We start from the raw sequence: 15415 nt of genomic DNA on the forward strand, positions 1-15415 counted from the left end.
GGATGGGTGGCCTGGGTACCTGCTCAGAAGTCAAACAATCCAGAGGTCAAACAGTCAGCATTCACCCACGCTTGAGGTCATGCAATGCAGGGCATGACCGCCCAAATACCATGTGCTTCGAGCCACGCACGTTAAATCATGGGCGTTCAATCAAGACGCCATGGCCCAGCGAAGGGTTCAGTCCATTCGCCGGGGGTGCAGTCCCATCAATGGGTTCAGCCAATCAGACGCTTTACAGGGCTGTCCGGTTGACCGGGGTGGAGGGCGGTTTTCGGAGGCGCCGGGTTTTGCCCACAGCCAGGGGTGCAAGACCGCGGCTGTCTGAGTGCGCGCTTTCGGGCCACTGGCCCGAGCGCACGAGTTCCGCGGACGCCCTGGCTGTGGGCAAAACCCGGGAAGTTCTGACCGAAGGGCAGAACCGCCTTCGACTAGCCCGAAGCCCCGGTCAACCGGACAGCCCGTGTTTAAGACCTGAACAACCCATGTCACAGCCCCCGAACAGCCAGTGTTCAAAGACCTGAAAACTTCACGTCAAAGGCCAAACAGTCCCCTAGAAAGGCAGCGAAATGCCAGGCTCAAGCGCAGTCAACGCCTGCCGGAACTCTTCCTTGATGCGTTCCACATCTTGCTCCGTATCGCCTTCGAAACGCAAGACCACCACCGGCGTGGTGTTGGATGCCCGGGCCAGCCCGAAGCCGTCGGCATATTCGGCGCGCACGCCATCGATGGTGCTGATGCTGGTGGCCGATGGGAACTGGCCTTCTTCCTGCAGGCGCGCCACCAGGGCGTGCGGCTGTCCTTCCTGCATGCTGAGCTTGATTTCCGGTGTCGAGATATCTTTGGGCAAGGCTTCCAGCACAGCGGAAGGGTCTTCGTGCTGGGATAGTATTTCGAGCAGGCGCGCGCCGGCGTACAGGCCGTCGTCGAAGCCGTACCAGCGTTCTTTGAAGAAGATATGGCCGCTCATCTCGCCTGCCAGCGGTGCGCCGGTTTCGGCCAGCTTGGCCTTGATCAGGGAATGCCCCGTTTGCCACATCTGGGGCTTGCCGCCCGCGTGCTTGATGGCGCGCGCCACGTGGCGGCTGCATTTGACGTCAAAGATGATCGTGGCGCCCTGCTGGCGTTGCAGAACGTCCTGCGCGTACAAGATAAGCTGGCGGTCGGGCCAGATGATTTCGCCGGATTTGGTGACCACGCCCAGGCGATCGGCGTCGCCGTCGAAGGCCAGGCCCAGCTCGCAGTCGCTTTCTTTGACGTGGCGGATAAGGTCCTGCAGGTTGCTGGGGTCCGCCGGATCGGGATGGTGATTGGGGAAGCTGCCGTCCACATCGCAATACAGTGCGTCGACCGAACATCCCAATGCCTGGTACAGGGCGGATGCGACCACGCCGCCCACGCCGTTGCCGCAGTCGATGGCGATTTTCATGGGGCGGGCCAACAGGACGCTGGTGCTGATTTTTTCGACGTAGGCGTCCAGCAGGCTCAATGTGCTGCTGGCGCCGGGCGTGATACCGTCCACGGGCTCTGGGTGGGCCATGATGTGCGCCAGTTTTTGTATGTCGTCGCCATGCAGGGTCCTGCCCGCCATCATCATCTTGAAGCCGTTGTACTGGGACGGATTATGGCTGCCCGTAATGGCGACCCCCGAGCCTGTGTGCTGCGTGTGGGCGGCAAAGTAGACCACGGGGGTAGGCACCATGCCCAGGTCCAGGGTGTTGATGCCGCCTTGCGTGAGCCCTTGCTGCAGGGCGCGGGACAGTTCGGGGCTGCTGCTGCGTCCGTCGTAGCCCACGACCAGAGTGCTGATGCCTTCGGCGCGCGCCTGCTGCGCCAGGGCCAGGCCAAGCTGCCGCGCAAAGCCGGCATTGAGCTGGTCGGGCACGATGCCGCGGATGTCGTAGGCCTTGAAGACGGCTTCAGGCAGATTCGGTATAGAGGTGCTGGACACGGGGCTTCCTTAACATGACAGAGGGCATTGAACATGATTATCACGGATTCCCGGGGTGAGCGTCCAATGGGGCCGGCAGCCGGCGTGTATGGGCTATCGCATGGCGTCCTGCCATCTGTCCTAAAATAAATCCTTGGCGTGATTATTTTGCAGGAAGGCAAGCATGAGTCGAGTAGACGAACTGGTTCAGTTGGTGGGACAGCAGCATGTGCTGACGGGGGCGGACACCGAGCCTTACACGGTTGACTGGCGCGGACGCTACAGCGGCGCGGCGCTGGCCGTTGTGCGGCCGGGCTCGACGGAAGAAGTGGCAAAGGTCGTGCGCTGGTGCGCCGCGAACAAGGTCCCGCTGGTGCCGCAGGGCGGCAATACCGGCCTGTGCGGCGGGGCGACCCCCGATGCCGGCGGGCAAGCCATTGTGCTGTCGCTGACGCGCCTGAACCGTATACGCAGCGTCGATACCGACAATGACACCATGGTGGTCGAAGCGGGGTGCATACTCCAGTCGGTGCAGCAGGCGGCGCGCGATGCGGATCGCCTGTTTCCCTTGAGCCTGGCGGCGGAAGGCAGCTGCACGCTGGGCGGCAACCTGGCCACCAATGCCGGCGGCACGCAAGTCCTGCGCTACGGCAACGCACGCGACCTGGTGCTGGGCCTGGAGGTCGTGACCGCGCAAGGCGACATCTGGCACGGCCTGCGCGGGCTGCGCAAAGACAACACGGGCTACGATCTGCGCAATCTGTTCATGGGCAGCGAAGGCACGCTGGGCGTCATTACCGCGGCCACGGTCAAGCTTTATCCCTTGCCCGTGGCGCAATGCACGGCCTTGCTGGCGCTGGCCTCGGTCGAGGACGCGGTCAAAGTCCTGTCGGCGGCGCGCCAGGGGTTCGGCGCGGCATTGACCGGCTTCGAGCTGATTGCCGGCAATTGCCTGCAGGGTGTTGTGCGGTGCTATCCGCAGCAGCGCATTCCCTTTGAAGGCGAGTCGGCGCAGATGCCCTGGTACGCCTTGCTTGAGCTGTCGGACAGCGAAAGCGCCGAACATGCCCGCGAACGTTTCGAAGCGGTGGTGGGTGAAACAATTGAGGCCGGTCTGGTCGCCGATGCGGTCATCGCCGAGAACATCACGCAAAGCAAGGCTTTGTGGCATTTGCGCGAAAGCATTCCTTTGGCGGAAAAGGCCTTCGGCAAAAGCATCAAGCACGATGTGTCGATTCCCGTTTCAAGGATGGCCGAATTCGTGACGACCACGAATGCCGCGCTGCAGGCCCATTTCCCCGGCATCGAGCACGTCACTTTCGGCCATCTGGGCGACGGCAACCTGCATTACAACGTTGCCCGGGGCGAAGCCTATAGCGAGGATGAGCTGCTGGCGAAACAGGCCGCGGTCTACGAACTGGTGCACGAAAGCGTCCACCAGTTCGGCGGCTCCATCAGTGCCGAGCATGGGGTGGGCCAGCTCAAGCGCGACGTGCTGCCTCGGTATAAAGACCCGGTGGAGCTGGCGCTGATGCACCGCATCAAGCAGGCTCTGGACCCGCTGGGCATCATGAACCCGGGCAAGGTACTGATCAGCTAAGCGGTTCTTGCCGCATGGGCAGTGTCCCGCTCAGGGGCAGAAAAATGGCGGCCGCCGGGGCCGCCATTTTTCTGCCGGGCGGATCAGGCTTTGGCCGGCAGCACGGTGCCTGCGGATTGGCCCAGGCTGATGGTGGGGTAGCCGGCCTTGCGGCAGGCGGCGCGCAGAATGACTTCGTCGTGATCCTGCAGGAAGAGGCGTTCTTCGCCCCACGGCAGCTTGACGGGCTGTTTGCCGCCCTGGTTCAGTTCCAGTAGCGAGCCTTCCTGCCCTTGTTCCGGGCCCGACAAGGTGCCCGTGCCGAGCATGTCGCCCGCCTGCAGATTGCAGCCATTGACGGTGTGGTGAGCCAGCAATTGCGCGATATTCCAGTAGGCGTCCTTGAAGTTGGACCGCGACAGGAGGGCGGGCTCGAGGTTCTGCGCGCGCGACTGCTGTGTGCTTAGCAAGACTTCCAGGCCGATGTCCAGGGCGCCGGCGGCCTGATTGGCGGCCGAATTCAGGTAGGGCAAGGGTTGCGGGTCGCCCGCATCGCGTTCAAAGGCGACGCGGAAGGGCGCCAGCGCTTCCAGTGTGACGATCCAGGGGGAAATGGTGCTGGCGAAATTCTTGGACAGAAAGGGCCCCAGGGGCTGGTATTCCCAGGCCTGCAGATCGCGTGCGGACCAGTCGTTCAGGATGCACAGGCCGAATACATGGGACTCGGCCTCGTCCAGGGCGATGCGGTCGCCCTGCGCGTTGCCCTGGCCCACGAAGATGCCTAGTTCAAGTTCGTAATCCAGGCGCTCGCATGGGCCGAAGCCGGGCGAGCCGCCTTCGGCGGACGGGCGTGTCTGGCCCACCGGGCGCGGGAAGGATTGGCCCGACACCTGGATGCTGGACGCGCGCCCGTGGTAGCCGATGGGTACCCATTTGTAATTGGGCAGCAAAGGGTTGTCGGGGCGGAACTGCTTGCCCACGGCGGTGGCATGATGCAGCGAGATATAGAAATCGGTGTAGTCGCCGATGGTGGCGGGCAGGCCCAGCTCGACCTTGTCCATGTCGTTGAGCAGGGGCTCCAGCGTGCCTTGCAGGGCCGAGCCGCTGCGCAGCGCGCGGGACAGCGCCAGGCGCAGAGCCGACCAGTGGGCCTGGCCCAGGCGCATCAGGCCGTTCAGGCTGCCGCCGCTGCAAGCATCCAGCGCTTCGGCGGCCTGGCCGGTAAAAGGCTGTGCGGCCGCCAGGGCGGCCAGATCGAGGACCTTGCCGCCTATGGCCACGCCGGGGCGGAAGTCTTGCGCCCCGCCTTGCGGGCGGAACACCCCGAAGGGCAGGTTCTGGATCGGAAATCCGTTATCCGGCACATTGGCCGAGTCAACCCAGCTTTGCAGCGCCGGGTCGTGGGTTTCGTTCAGATAAGACATAAGCGTTTTCTGTCCTTGCTTCAAATTTTGTTTGGATCGAAGTGTTTCTGCAGCCCGGCCCAGGCATCGTCGTAGCCGCTTTGCAGCGTGGCCGAGGCCATGGCGGCGTCGGTGGGGCGAATGACACGGCGGGTTTCGAACATGAATGCCATGGTATTACGAATATAGTCCGGGCTGCTCAAGTCGGCGTGGGAGGCTTTCTCGAAGGTGTGCGCGTCGGGGCCGTGCGGGCTCATGCAATTGTGCAGGCTGGCGCCGCCCGGCGAGAAGCCGTCGGCCTTGGCATCGTACACCCCTTGAATCAGCCCCATGAATTCGCCGGCGATGTTGCGGTGGAACCAGGGCGGGCGGAAGGTGTTTTCCATGGCCAGGATGCGGGGCGGGAAAATGGCGAAGTCCATGTTGGCGGCGCCCGGGGTGTCGGACGGCGAGGTCAGAACCGTGAAGATGCAGGGGTCCGGGTGATCGTAGCTGATGGACCCGATGGTATTGAAGCGGCGCAGGTCGTACTTATAGGGCGCGTGGGTGCCTTGCCAGGCCACCACGTCCAGCGGCGAATGCGACAGCGTCGTGCGCCAGAAGCCGCCGGTGAACTTGGCGATCAGTTCGCAGTCGCCTTCGACGTCTTCGTACCAGGCAACGGGTATCTGGAAGTCGCGTGCATTGGCCAGGCCGTTGGAGCCGATCGGGCCCAGTTCGGGCAGGCGCAGCGGCGCACCGAAGTTTTCCAGCATATAGCCCCGCGCCACGCCGTCCAGCAGTTCGGCGCGAAAGCGCACGCCGCGCGGAATCACGGCGATTTCGCAGGGCTCGATATCGATCAGGCCCAGCTCGGTGGCCAGGCGCAGGCGGCCTTCTTGCGGCACGATCAGCATTTCGCCGTCGGCGTTGTAGAAAAAGCGCCGCTCCATGGAGCGATTGGCCGCATACAGATTGATGCTGACGCCGCTCAGGTCGTCGCAATGGCCATTGCCCGCCCAGGTGTGCATGCCGTCGATGAAGTCGGTGGGCCGGGAGGGCATCTGGATGGGATTCCAGCGCAGGCGGTTCGGGCTGACCGGCCCTTGTCCGAACTGCCCCGTCCAGGCCTGGGCCCCGTCAAAGGGCTCAAAGGCTTTTTGCAGGGCGGCCGGGCGTATGCGGTACAGCCACGAGCGGCGGCTTTCGGCGCGCGGCACCGTGAAGGCCGTGCCCGACAACTGTTCGGCATACAGGCCGTAGGGGCAGACTTGGGGCGAGTTGCGCCCGATAGGCAGGGCGCCGGGCAGGGCTTCGGTGGAGCAACTGTTGCCAAAGCCGGACTGGTATTGGAGCGTAGTCATGATGAAGTGTCCTGAAAGCGTGATCAGCGGGAAGGCTGTACCGTGGCGCGCGCCTTGGCCAGGGCCTCGGCGACGACGTCAAGGTCGCCGATGTGATTCGAGAGCAGCAATACGAGCGCGGCGTTCATGGCGTGACTCTGTTCAAGGCTCAGGTCGCGGTGCGCATCGATCAGTTGTTCGTAGAACTCGTCGGGCGAGGCGAATTGCGATTGCGTATTCAAATGCTTCATGCTGCCTCCTGGCCGCAGGCGCGCCGCAGGGCGGCCGCGATGCGCGGCACGTCGATATGGCGCCAGCGTGCCGCGACATGCTGGTCGGGCCGGATCAAGTAACAGGCGTCATCGATCGCGTCGTAGCGCCTGGCCAGCGTCATTTGATGGTCTTCGACCCATGCCATGCCCGCGGGCGGCCTGTGGGCGAGTCCGGGCGACAACACCAGCACCACTTTCAGGCCGGGCTCCCGGGCCTGCAGTTGCGCCAGGGCGTCTTGTGCGCTGTCGCCGGGCAGTTGGGCGTTGCAGAACACCGCCGCCACGAACTGGCCGTCGAGCTGGTCCAGCCACCAGCCGTGCTGTCCGTTCACGGTAATGGGGCCGTCGGGCGCCACGGCGCCGGGCGGCAGTTCCGTGGAAAAGCGATCCGAGTCGGGCGTGTTCAGCGGCGATCGGGTATAGGTGGTGGGCGTGGAAAGCCGGCCGCTGTTGACCAGCTTGCGGGCGAAATCGTCATGCTTGGCCAATTGCAGGACGGTGTTGCGGAACAGCAGGCTCATTTCGCTTTTCGGCGTAATGAAATCGGTGGAGCGCGATGAGTTCAGAATGTTCTCGTCGGCCGCGTGTTCGCGCTCGGCCGCGTACGTGTCTATCAGCGTGTCGGGCGCGCGCCCCTGGCTGACGAGCGCCAGCTTCCAGCCCAGATTGTCCGCATCCTGCACGCCGCTGTTGGCGCCGCGCGCGCCGAATGGCGACACGCGATGCGCCGAGTCGCCCGCAAACACGATGCGCCCGTGGCGGAACTGATCCATGCGTTCGCACGCAAAGGTATAGATGCTGACCCATTCCAGTTCGAATTCGGTGTCGGATCCCAGCAGGGCGCGTATGCGCGGGATGACGTTTTCGGGCTTGACCTCTTCGACGGGGTCGGCGTCCCAGCCCAGTTGAAAGTCGATGCGCCAGACATTGTCGGGTTGGCTGTGCAGGAGTACGGACTGCCCGGGATGGAAGGGCGGGTCGAACCAGAACCAGCGCTCGGTGGGGAAGTCGGCCTGCATGCGGATGTCGGCGATCAGGAAGCGGTCGCGGAAGATGCGTCCGTGGCTTTCCTGGCCCAGCATTTTGCGCACCGGCGAACGGGCGCCGTCGCAGGCCAGCAGCCAATCGGCCGTCAGCGTGCAGCGGCCGTCGGGCGTATCGACGTCGACCACGACATGGTCGCCGTGCGACTGTACGGCAACGGCCTTGTGCTTCCAGCGCAGTTCGATGCCGGGGTGGCTGGCGGCCTGTTCGTACAGAAAGCCTTCGCAATAATATTGCTGCAGATTGATGAAGGCGGGCCGGCGATGGCCCTGCTCGGGCAACAGGTCGAAGCGCCATACTTCTTCGCCCTGGAAGAACACACGCCCCACATTCCAGGAAATGCCTTTTTGCACCATGCGTTCGCCCACGCCCAGCCGGTCCCAGATGTCCAGGGTGCGCTTGGCAAAGCAGATGGCGCGCGACCCGGTCGACAAACGGTAGTCGTCGTCGATGAGCAGGACCTTCAGGCCGCGCTGCGCCAGGTCCAGCGCCAGGCTCAGGCCGACCGGCCCGGCCCCGACGATGAGGACGGGATGGCGTGTATTGCCTTGCGCCGACGGCCGATAGTCGAACTCCAGGGCTTGGTAATCGATGTCTCCCACTACTTCTGCTCCTGCTTTTTTATGGTCAGGCCTTAGCCTTCAAGCTGTTTCCACATGTCGATGTCGCGCTCGGCGGTCCAGATGCGGGGATCGTCGTAGCCGGTGGCTTCGTCATAGGCGCGCGACACATCGAAAGGCATGCAGTGGTCGAAGATGACCCAGTCGGCGTAGCGCGGCTTCATGAAATCGTAGGTTTCGCGATAGATGGTCTTCAGGTCCTTGCCTTCGGCCACACCGTTATTGACGCAGGTGTACAGGTCGGTCAGGAAGGCGCGCGTACCGGCCAGGCCCTTGCGCACTTCGTCGGCCGACTTCAGCGCCGGGCCGCGTCCCGGCACCATTTTCTCGGCGTTGAATTCAACGAGCGTGTCCAGCGTATGGGGCCATTCCCGGAAGTAGCAGTCGCCGGCATAGGGGGTGGACTGGTATTCGACCAGGTCGCCAGCGAACAGAATGCGCTGTTCAGGCAGCCAGGCGATGGTGTCGCCCTTGGTGTGGCCGCGGCCCACTTGCAGGATCTGGACTTCGAGATTGCCCAGGTTGACGGTCATTTCGCCGTCGAAGGTGATGGTGGGCCAGGTCAGGCCGGGGGGCACAGATTCGACGTTGCGGAACAAGCGGGGAAAGCGGCCGATCTCGCTGGCTTTGTCCTGTTCGCCGCGTTCGACGATCAGGTCGTAGGTGTCGCGGCTGGCGATGATTTCCTGGGCGTTGTAGGCCGAGGCGCCCAGGACGCGCACTGCGTGATAGTGCGAAAGCAGAATGTACTTGATAGGTTTGTCGGTGACTTCCTTGACGCGGCGGATGACGTCTTGCGCCATGACGGGCGTGGCCTGGGTATCGATGACCATGACGGACTCATCGCCAATGATGATGCCGGTATTGGGGTCGCCTTCCGCCGTGTAGGCATAGGCGTTGTCTGACAGTTTTTCGAACGATACGACCTTGTCGTCCAGGTCGGCGTGGGATGCGAATTGCTTGCTCATGAGTGGGGTGTCTCCGGTTAGATGGTTTAAATATAGACCATTATTCGTTTATGTGCAATGCATTCGTTATAAACGAATAAGGTCAACGACGCTGGCATTTCGGGCAGAAATAGGTGGCCCGCTGGCCCTGGACGATGCGCTGAATGGCTGTGCCGCACAGCGGGCAGGGCTTGCCGGATTTCTCGTAGACGGCCGAGTGCAAGGTAAAGTAGGCGCCGGGCGCGCCGGTGGCATTGACGTAGTCGCGCAAGGTGCTGCCGCCGGAATCCAGGGCGTTTTGCAGGGTTTCGCGAATGGCCAGCGCCAGTGCCTGGCAGCGGGCGGGCGACAAGCTGCCTGCCGCGGTGCGCGGGTTGATGCGCGCCCGGAACAGGGCTTCCGAGGCGTAGATGTTGCCCACCCCGACCACAATGTCGCCGGCCAGCAGCGCCTGCTTGATGGCCTGGGTTTTGCCCCGCAGCCGGCCATGCAGGTAGCGCGGCGTGAATTGGGGATCGAAGGGCTCGATGCCCAGCTTGGCCAGCAGGGGATGCGCGGCAATGGGGCCGTCGCTGGCATCGTGCCACAGCACGGCGCCGAAGCGGCGCGGGTCGTGCAGCAGGAAGCGTGCGTGCTCGAAGACCCATTCGGCGTGATCGTGCTTGCGCCGCGGCTCAAGCAGGGGCACGCGGCGCAGCGAGCCCGACATGCCCAAATGGATGATCTGCGTTCCGTGCTCGAAATTGATCAGCAGATATTTGCCGCGGCGCTCGCACGCCAGCACGCTGCGGCCGCGGATGGCCGCAGCCAGTTCCTCGGGTATGGGCCAGCGCATGCGCGGCTCGTGAACGATAAAGCGCTGAAGCACTTGGCCGGTCATAATCGTCGCAATTCCGCGACGGGTGGTTTCCACTTCTGGCAGTTCGGGCATAAGGGGGTGATAACATCTTTAAATCTGATTATGTAATTTTGCCATCTGACGCTTATTCCGGGCGCAGCGGCGATGGTTCTCCTGAATGAAACTTTCCATTCCTTTGTTGTTTGCATTGTCGGCGACTGTATGCGCGCCCTGGTCCGCACCCGTTTACGCGGCGCCGGACAGCAATGCGCAAGAGCAGGTTGAACTGATACGCTTGCGGGCGGGCGAGCTGCCTGCGGTCAAGCTTACCGCCGATATCCTCTACAGGGTACTGGCCGCGGAAATCGCGGCCACCCGCGGGCGCTACGACATGGCCAGCCAGACCCTGCTGGACCTGACGCGCGAAACCTCGGACCCACGCCTGGCCAAGCGGGCTTTCCAGTACTCCATGGCCGATCGCGACTTGCCGCGGGCGCTTGCCGCCGCGCGCGAATGGGCCATGTTGGCGCCGCAAGACCCCGAAGCCATTGCGTCGTCGCTGGCGCTGGCGGCGTCGAACGGGCAGACCTCGGGGCTGGCTTCCGCGCTCAGCACCCGTATTGAAAAAGCCGACGATAAAGAGCAGGCCATCGCCCAGGCTTCCGCCATCGTCAACAAAATGTCCGACAAGCGCCTGGCGCTCGAGGTCCTGGAAAAAACCCTGCCGGAGTCGCTGCGCGCGCTGCCTGTGGCCCATTTGGCGCTGGCCGATGCCGCCTGGGCGGCCCAGGATGCCGACCGGGCGCTGGGCGAGGCACAGAAGGCGCAGGCGCTTGAACCCGGCTCCGAAGCCGCCGCCCAGCGCGTGCTCGAATATGGCTTGAAAGTCGATCCCGATGCCGCCATCAACCAGACACGCGCGTATCTGAACACATATCCTCAGAGCCGCAAGCTGCAGCTGATGCTGGTCAACCGCTTGATCGAGCGCCGCGAGTTCGACACCGCCCTGGACCAGGTCGGGCGCATGCGCCGGCTGGCCCCCGAGGACTTCGACCTGCTCTACACCGAGGCCGAGGTCAATATCCGGGCGGAACGCTACGAGCAGGCGCAGGCGCTGTTGAACGAATACATCAATGTGCAGACCCAGCGCAGGCAGGCCATCAGCGACAAGGCCAGCAACGCCGCCGCCGACGCCTCGGATGCCCGTTTGCTGCTGGTGCAGATCGCCGAAAAGCAGGGGCGGCTCGACGAGGCCATTGTCCAGCTGGATCTGATCGACGACGGTTCGCTGCGCTATCAGGCCCAGGTGCACAAGGCCGTCCTGCAGGCGCGCCAGGGCGATCTGGCCAGCGCAACCAAAACCATCGATGCCCTGAAGCCCCAGAACGATCACGAGCGGACGGTCGCCGCGCTGACGCTGGCGTCCATCTATCGCGAGGCCGGCCGGACCGACACCGCGGTCGAGACGCTGAAAAAGGCCGATGAAGCCATGCCCGACTCGACCGAGATCAAATACGACCTGGCCATGCTGTACGAGCGGCAGGGCAATATGGATCAGTTCGAAGCGCTCATGAAAAGAGTCATCGAGCTGGACCCCAATAATGCCAATGCCTACAACGCGCTGGGCTACACCTACGCCGATCAGAACCGGCTGCTCGACGAGGCCGAGGGCCTGCTTGAGCGGGCGCTTGAGCTCGACCCGGACAACCCTTTTATTCTCGACAGCGTGGGCTGGTATCTGTTCCGCACCGGCGACCTGGAAGCGGCCATCGAATACCTGGAGCGGTCGTACCGGCAATTGCCCAGCGCCGATGTCGCGGCGCACCTGGGCGAAGCGCTGTGGGCCAGCCAGCGCCACGACGAGGCCCGAAGCATCTGGCGCGAAGGCAAGCTTCAGGACCCCGATAACGAAACACTGCTTAAAACCCTGAAACGACTGGGAGTCACCCTGAAATGATGGCGATGTGGTTCAAGCGCGGCAGGGCATGGTGGTGCGCCGGTTTCATGGTGCTTTTGCTCGGCGCCTGCGCCGCGCCGCCACGCATCGGTTCGGGCGCCGCTGACGTCTTCGAGCGCACCGGGCGGTTCGCGCTCAACGTCCAGCACTTCGGCGGCCAGCGCGATGCGGTGCAGGGCGGTTTCGCCTGGCTTGATGATGGGCGCGATCTGATGCTTGACCTGGCCAACCCGCTGGGCAATACCCTGGCGCGCGTCGATGTGATACCGGGCCGGGCCATACTGACCCGCAGCAATGGCGAACGGGAACAAGCGGCGCATCCCGACGCGCTGGTCGAGCTTGTGCTGGGCAGCCCCATGCCGGTGGCAGGCCTGCGCGACTGGCTGCACGGCAGGACGGGCGATGCGCCTGTGCAGGGCCTGGAAAAGAATCAGGACGGCCAGATCGCCGTATTCAGCCAGGACGGCTGGCGCGTGCAACTGTCGCGCTACGACAGCCTGGGGCCTCGCTTGCTGCAGCTGCATCGCAACGACGCCAACCGGAACATCAGTCTTCGCCTGGTCGTCGACGGCGACTGAATAGAGCGCGGAATGGCTTTGTACGACGTGCCGGCGCCGGCGAAAATCAATCTTTTCCTGCATGTCACGGGGCGCCGGGACGACGGCTATCACTCCCTGGAAACTGTGTTCCGCTTCATCAGTCTGTGCGATACGCTGAATTTCGATCTGCGCAGCGACGGGCGGATTGTGCGCGAAGGCGCGGGCCATCTGCCGGGACTGGCCCAGCAGGACGACCTGGTGGTCCGCGCGGCCCGCGCCCTGCAGGCCGCCACCGGCACGCCGCTGGGGGCGCAGATCGCCTACGAGAAACGTATTCCAGCCGGCGGCGGGCTGGGCGGGGGCTCCAGCGATGCGGCGACCACGCTGATTGCGCTCAATCGCCTGTGGCAGACGGGGCTGAACCGCGATGAACTGATGGCGCTGGCGCGGCCATTGGGTGCGGATGTGCCGGTCTTCATTTATGGCCGCCCTGCGTTTGCGCGGGGCATAGGCGATGTCTTCTCGCCGGTCGAGCTTCCCGAGCGCGCCTATCTTGTTGTGCGTCCGCCGCAGCAAGTGCCCACCGCAGGGGTTTTTTCGTCCCCCGATTTGACAAGGAATTCACCTTGCGTCAAAATAACGGTCTTTGCTGATTGGCAAAAAATCAATGCGCCAGATAACGGTTTTTTCAAGAACGGTTTATTTGGCCGCAACGATCTTGAGCCAGTTGTTTTTGCAGATTATCCGCGGGTTGGGCAAGCAGCGCAGTGGCTGTCCGAACAGCGGTTAAGCGCAAGAATGAGCGGCTCCGGCGCCTGTTTTTTTGTTGAATTTGTAACGCTGGAACAGGCGGCTGTGTACCAACAGCAAATTGTCAGTAAAATATCGAGTCGTGAAAACGATGTCGTGGTTGTTCAAGATGCCTGGGCATGCCCGGGGCTGATTGATCATCCGCTTCGATACTGGATAAGCAGTTAATTGGGGAATCGCCAAGCTGGTTAAGGCACTGGATTTTGATTCCAGCATGCGAAGGTTCGAATCCTTCTTCCCCAGCCACTTTTCAAGCCTCCAGGCTTGTGCAGTTAACGTAAAGCTGTTGAGTCGGCCCCTATACAGGCGGTGCTGGTCAACAGCTTTGTTGTTTGACGCTACGCAATTCTACCTCCGCCATGGCACACGACAGATTCATGATTTTTACCGGCACGGCTAACACTCGCTTAGCGGTCGATGTTGCAAATCACCTAGACATGTCGCTTGGAAAAATGACCGTCGGCCGGTTTTCCGACGGCGAGGTCATGGTCGAGATCAATGAAAATGTGCGTGGCAAAGATGTTTTCGTCCTGCAGCCCACCTGTGCGCCCACGAACGACAACCTGATGGAAATCATGGTAATGGTCGATGCGCTGCGCCGTGCGTCGGCAGGCAAGATCACTGCCGCCATCCCTTATTTTGGCTATGCCCGCCAAGACCGCCGTCCGCGCTCCGCGCGTGTGTCCATATCGGCCAAGGTCGTCGCCAATATGCTGCAGGTGGTGGGCGTCGATCGCGTGATGACCATGGATCTGCACGCCGACCAGATCCAGGGGTTTTTCGATATTCCCGTCGACAACGTGTACGCCGGTCCCATCTTGCTGGGCGACATCTGGCGCCGCAACTATCAGAACCTGGTGGTTGTGTCGCCCGATATCGGCGGGGTGGTGCGGGCCCGTGCGCTGGCCAAGCAGCTTGAAGCCGACCTGGCCATTATCGACAAGCGCCGTCCCCGCGCCAATGTGTCGGAAGTCATGAACATCATCGGCGAAGTCGATGGCCGTACCTGCATCATCATGGACGACATGGTCGATACCGCCGGCACGCTGTGCAAGGCCGCCCAGGCGCTGAAAGAGCGCGGCGCGGTCATGGTGTATGCGTATTGCACGCATCCGGTGCTGTCCGGCGGCGCGGTGCAGCGCATTCAGGAATCCGAGCTCGACGAACTGGTCGTGACCGACACGATTCCCCTGTCGGAAGCCGCGCGCGCATGCAAGAAAATCCGCCAGCTGTCCTGCGCATCGCTTTTGGGCGAAACCATTTTACGTATTTCAAACGCCGAATCGGTCAGTTCCCTTTTCGTCGATTAATTCCCGCCGATGGCAAGCCCCTGCTTGCCGCCGAAGGAAAAAGCACACCGTTGTTTGCTGGTCGCGGCAGACAACAGTCGTTCGCAGCGCAACCGCGCTGCGTTTATCATCAAGGCCAAGCGCCTTTTGTTTTGGAGTTTTTCCATGAAATTCAACGCCACTCCGCGTAGCGATAAGGGTACGAGTGCGAGCCGCCGCCTGCGCCACGCTGGCCGTGTTCCCGCCATTGTGTACGGCGGCAAAGACGAGCCGCTCAGCATCGAGCTCGATCACAACGAAATCTACCACGCGTTGCGCAAGGAAGCCTTCCACGCTTCCATCCTCGACATGCAGCTCGAAGGCAAGGGCCAGCAAGTATTGCTGCGTGCCGTGCAATGGCACCCCTACAAGCCTCTGGTCCTGCACGTTGACTTCCAGCGCGTCGACGCCAAGCAAACCATTACGACCAAAGTGCCCCTGCACTTCATCAATGGCGATGTGTCGCCCGCCGTCAAGCTCAATGGCCAGATCATCAGCCACGTCATGACCGAGCTTGAAGTCACTTGCCTGCCCGCCAACCTGCCCCAGGCCATCGAAGTCGATCTGGCTACCCTGGTCGGCGGCGGTAACGTCTACCTGTCGGACATCACCCTGCCCAAGGGCGTGACGCATACCGTGCATGGCGCGGAAGGCGACCTGGTCCTGGCCGCGGCCCTGGCCAAGCGCGGTGGCGACGACACCGTTGAAGGGGCCGGCGACGACGCCGCTGCCGCTCCGGACGCAGCCGAGTAAACGCGGCACCAGGCAGGGCGCCGATGCTTTATTGACCGGCGCCCTGTTTGACCAAACCCCTGCCTGGCTTCGTGCC

14 protein-coding genes and 1 tRNA gene are annotated in these 15415 nt (G+C 62.9%); 7 read left to right on the plus strand and 8 right to left on the minus strand.

Features of this window, described 5'->3' with window-relative positions; all coding sequences use genetic code 11:
* Positions 1-550: 550 nt before the first annotated feature.
* Entirely contained in the window at positions 551-1948 is a 1398-nt protein-coding gene (locus RE432_RS08935) for a phosphomannomutase/phosphoglucomutase (RefSeq protein WP_310933076.1), read from the minus strand.
* Positions 1949-2111: 163 nt separating this feature from the next.
* Here RE432_RS08935 and RE432_RS08940 point away from each other — a divergent pair, with 163 nt between their 5' ends.
* Positions 2112-3527, plus strand: a complete 1416-nt coding sequence (locus RE432_RS08940) for an FAD-binding oxidoreductase (RefSeq protein ID WP_310933078.1) — start codon at positions 2112-2114, stop codon at positions 3525-3527.
* A gap of 83 nt (positions 3528-3610) precedes the next feature.
* Here the strand turns inward: RE432_RS08940 and fahA are convergent, their stop codons facing one another.
* The 6 genes from fahA to mutM all read right to left on the minus strand — a co-directional run bounded on the left by fahA (position 3611) and on the right by mutM (position 10045).
* A complete protein-coding gene (gene fahA / locus RE432_RS08945) occupies positions 3611-4930 on the minus strand; it encodes a fumarylacetoacetase (protein WP_310933079.1) in 1320 nt (439 codons plus the stop codon).
* Between the two features lie 20 nt (positions 4931-4950).
* Positions 4951-6252, minus strand: a complete 1302-nt coding sequence (gene hmgA / locus RE432_RS08950) for a homogentisate 1,2-dioxygenase (RefSeq protein ID WP_310933080.1) — start codon at positions 6250-6252, stop codon at positions 4951-4953.
* Between the two features lie 23 nt (positions 6253-6275).
* Entirely contained in the window at positions 6276-6482 is a 207-nt protein-coding gene (locus tag RE432_RS08955; protein WP_310933081.1) for a DUF2783 domain-containing protein, read from the minus strand.
* On the minus strand, positions 6479-8149 hold the full coding sequence (locus RE432_RS08960) for an FAD-dependent oxidoreductase (protein WP_310933083.1): 1671 nt from the start codon (positions 8147-8149) through the stop codon (positions 6479-6481). The genes RE432_RS08955 and RE432_RS08960 overlap by 4 nt, the downstream gene beginning before the upstream one ends.
* Positions 8150-8181: 32 nt before the next feature.
* Entirely contained in the window at positions 8182-9135 is a 954-nt protein-coding gene (locus RE432_RS08965) for an MBL fold metallo-hydrolase (protein WP_310933084.1), read from the minus strand.
* A gap of 82 nt (positions 9136-9217) precedes the next feature.
* On the minus strand, positions 9218-10045 hold the full coding sequence (mutM, locus tag RE432_RS08970) for a bifunctional DNA-formamidopyrimidine glycosylase/DNA-(apurinic or apyrimidinic site) lyase (protein ID WP_310933085.1): 828 nt from the start codon (positions 10043-10045) through the stop codon (positions 9218-9220).
* An 85-nt stretch (positions 10046-10130) separates the two neighbouring features.
* Between mutM and RE432_RS08975 the strand changes: the two genes are divergently transcribed.
* From RE432_RS08975 to RE432_RS08995, 5 genes are all read left to right on the plus strand, one after another.
* Positions 10131-11909, plus strand: coding sequence for a tetratricopeptide repeat protein (locus RE432_RS08975; RefSeq protein ID WP_310933086.1), 1779 nt, complete (start codon positions 10131-10133; stop codon positions 11907-11909).
* On the plus strand, positions 11906-12487 hold the full coding sequence (lolB, locus tag RE432_RS08980) for a lipoprotein insertase outer membrane protein LolB (RefSeq protein WP_310933087.1): 582 nt from the start codon (positions 11906-11908) through the stop codon (positions 12485-12487). The genes RE432_RS08975 and lolB overlap by 4 nt, the downstream gene beginning before the upstream one ends.
* Positions 12488-12499: 12 nt before the next feature.
* Positions 12500-13426: a 4-(cytidine 5'-diphospho)-2-C-methyl-D-erythritol kinase gene (ispE, locus tag RE432_RS08985; RefSeq protein ID WP_310933088.1), complete on the plus strand. Its 927-nt coding sequence runs from the start codon at positions 12500-12502 to the stop codon at positions 13424-13426.
* 1 nt (position 13427) lies between these two features.
* A tRNA-Gln gene (locus RE432_RS08990) sits at positions 13428-13504 on the plus strand.
* Positions 13505-13617: 113 nt separating this feature from the next.
* Positions 13618-14568 (plus strand): ribose-phosphate pyrophosphokinase, encoded by a 951-nt coding sequence (locus tag RE432_RS08995; protein WP_310933089.1) that lies wholly within the window; start codon positions 13618-13620, stop codon positions 14566-14568.
* Here RE432_RS08995 and RE432_RS09000 read toward each other — a convergent pair.
* Entirely contained in the window at positions 14565-14714 is a 150-nt protein-coding gene (locus tag RE432_RS09000) for a hypothetical protein (protein ID WP_310933090.1), read from the minus strand. The two genes, RE432_RS08995 and RE432_RS09000, sit on opposite strands and share 4 nt — an antisense overlap.
* Here RE432_RS09000 and RE432_RS09005 point away from each other — a divergent pair.
* Positions 14713-15339, plus strand: coding sequence for a 50S ribosomal protein L25/general stress protein Ctc (locus tag RE432_RS09005; protein WP_310933091.1), 627 nt, complete (start codon positions 14713-14715; stop codon positions 15337-15339). The genes RE432_RS09000 and RE432_RS09005 overlap by 2 nt on opposite strands.
* Positions 15340-15415 lie beyond the last annotated feature (76 nt).

Origin of the sequence: Pusillimonas sp. SM2304, from assembly GCF_031628915.1 — a bacterium.
Classification (GTDB): Bacteria; Pseudomonadota; Gammaproteobacteria; order Burkholderiales; family Burkholderiaceae_B; genus Pusillimonas_C.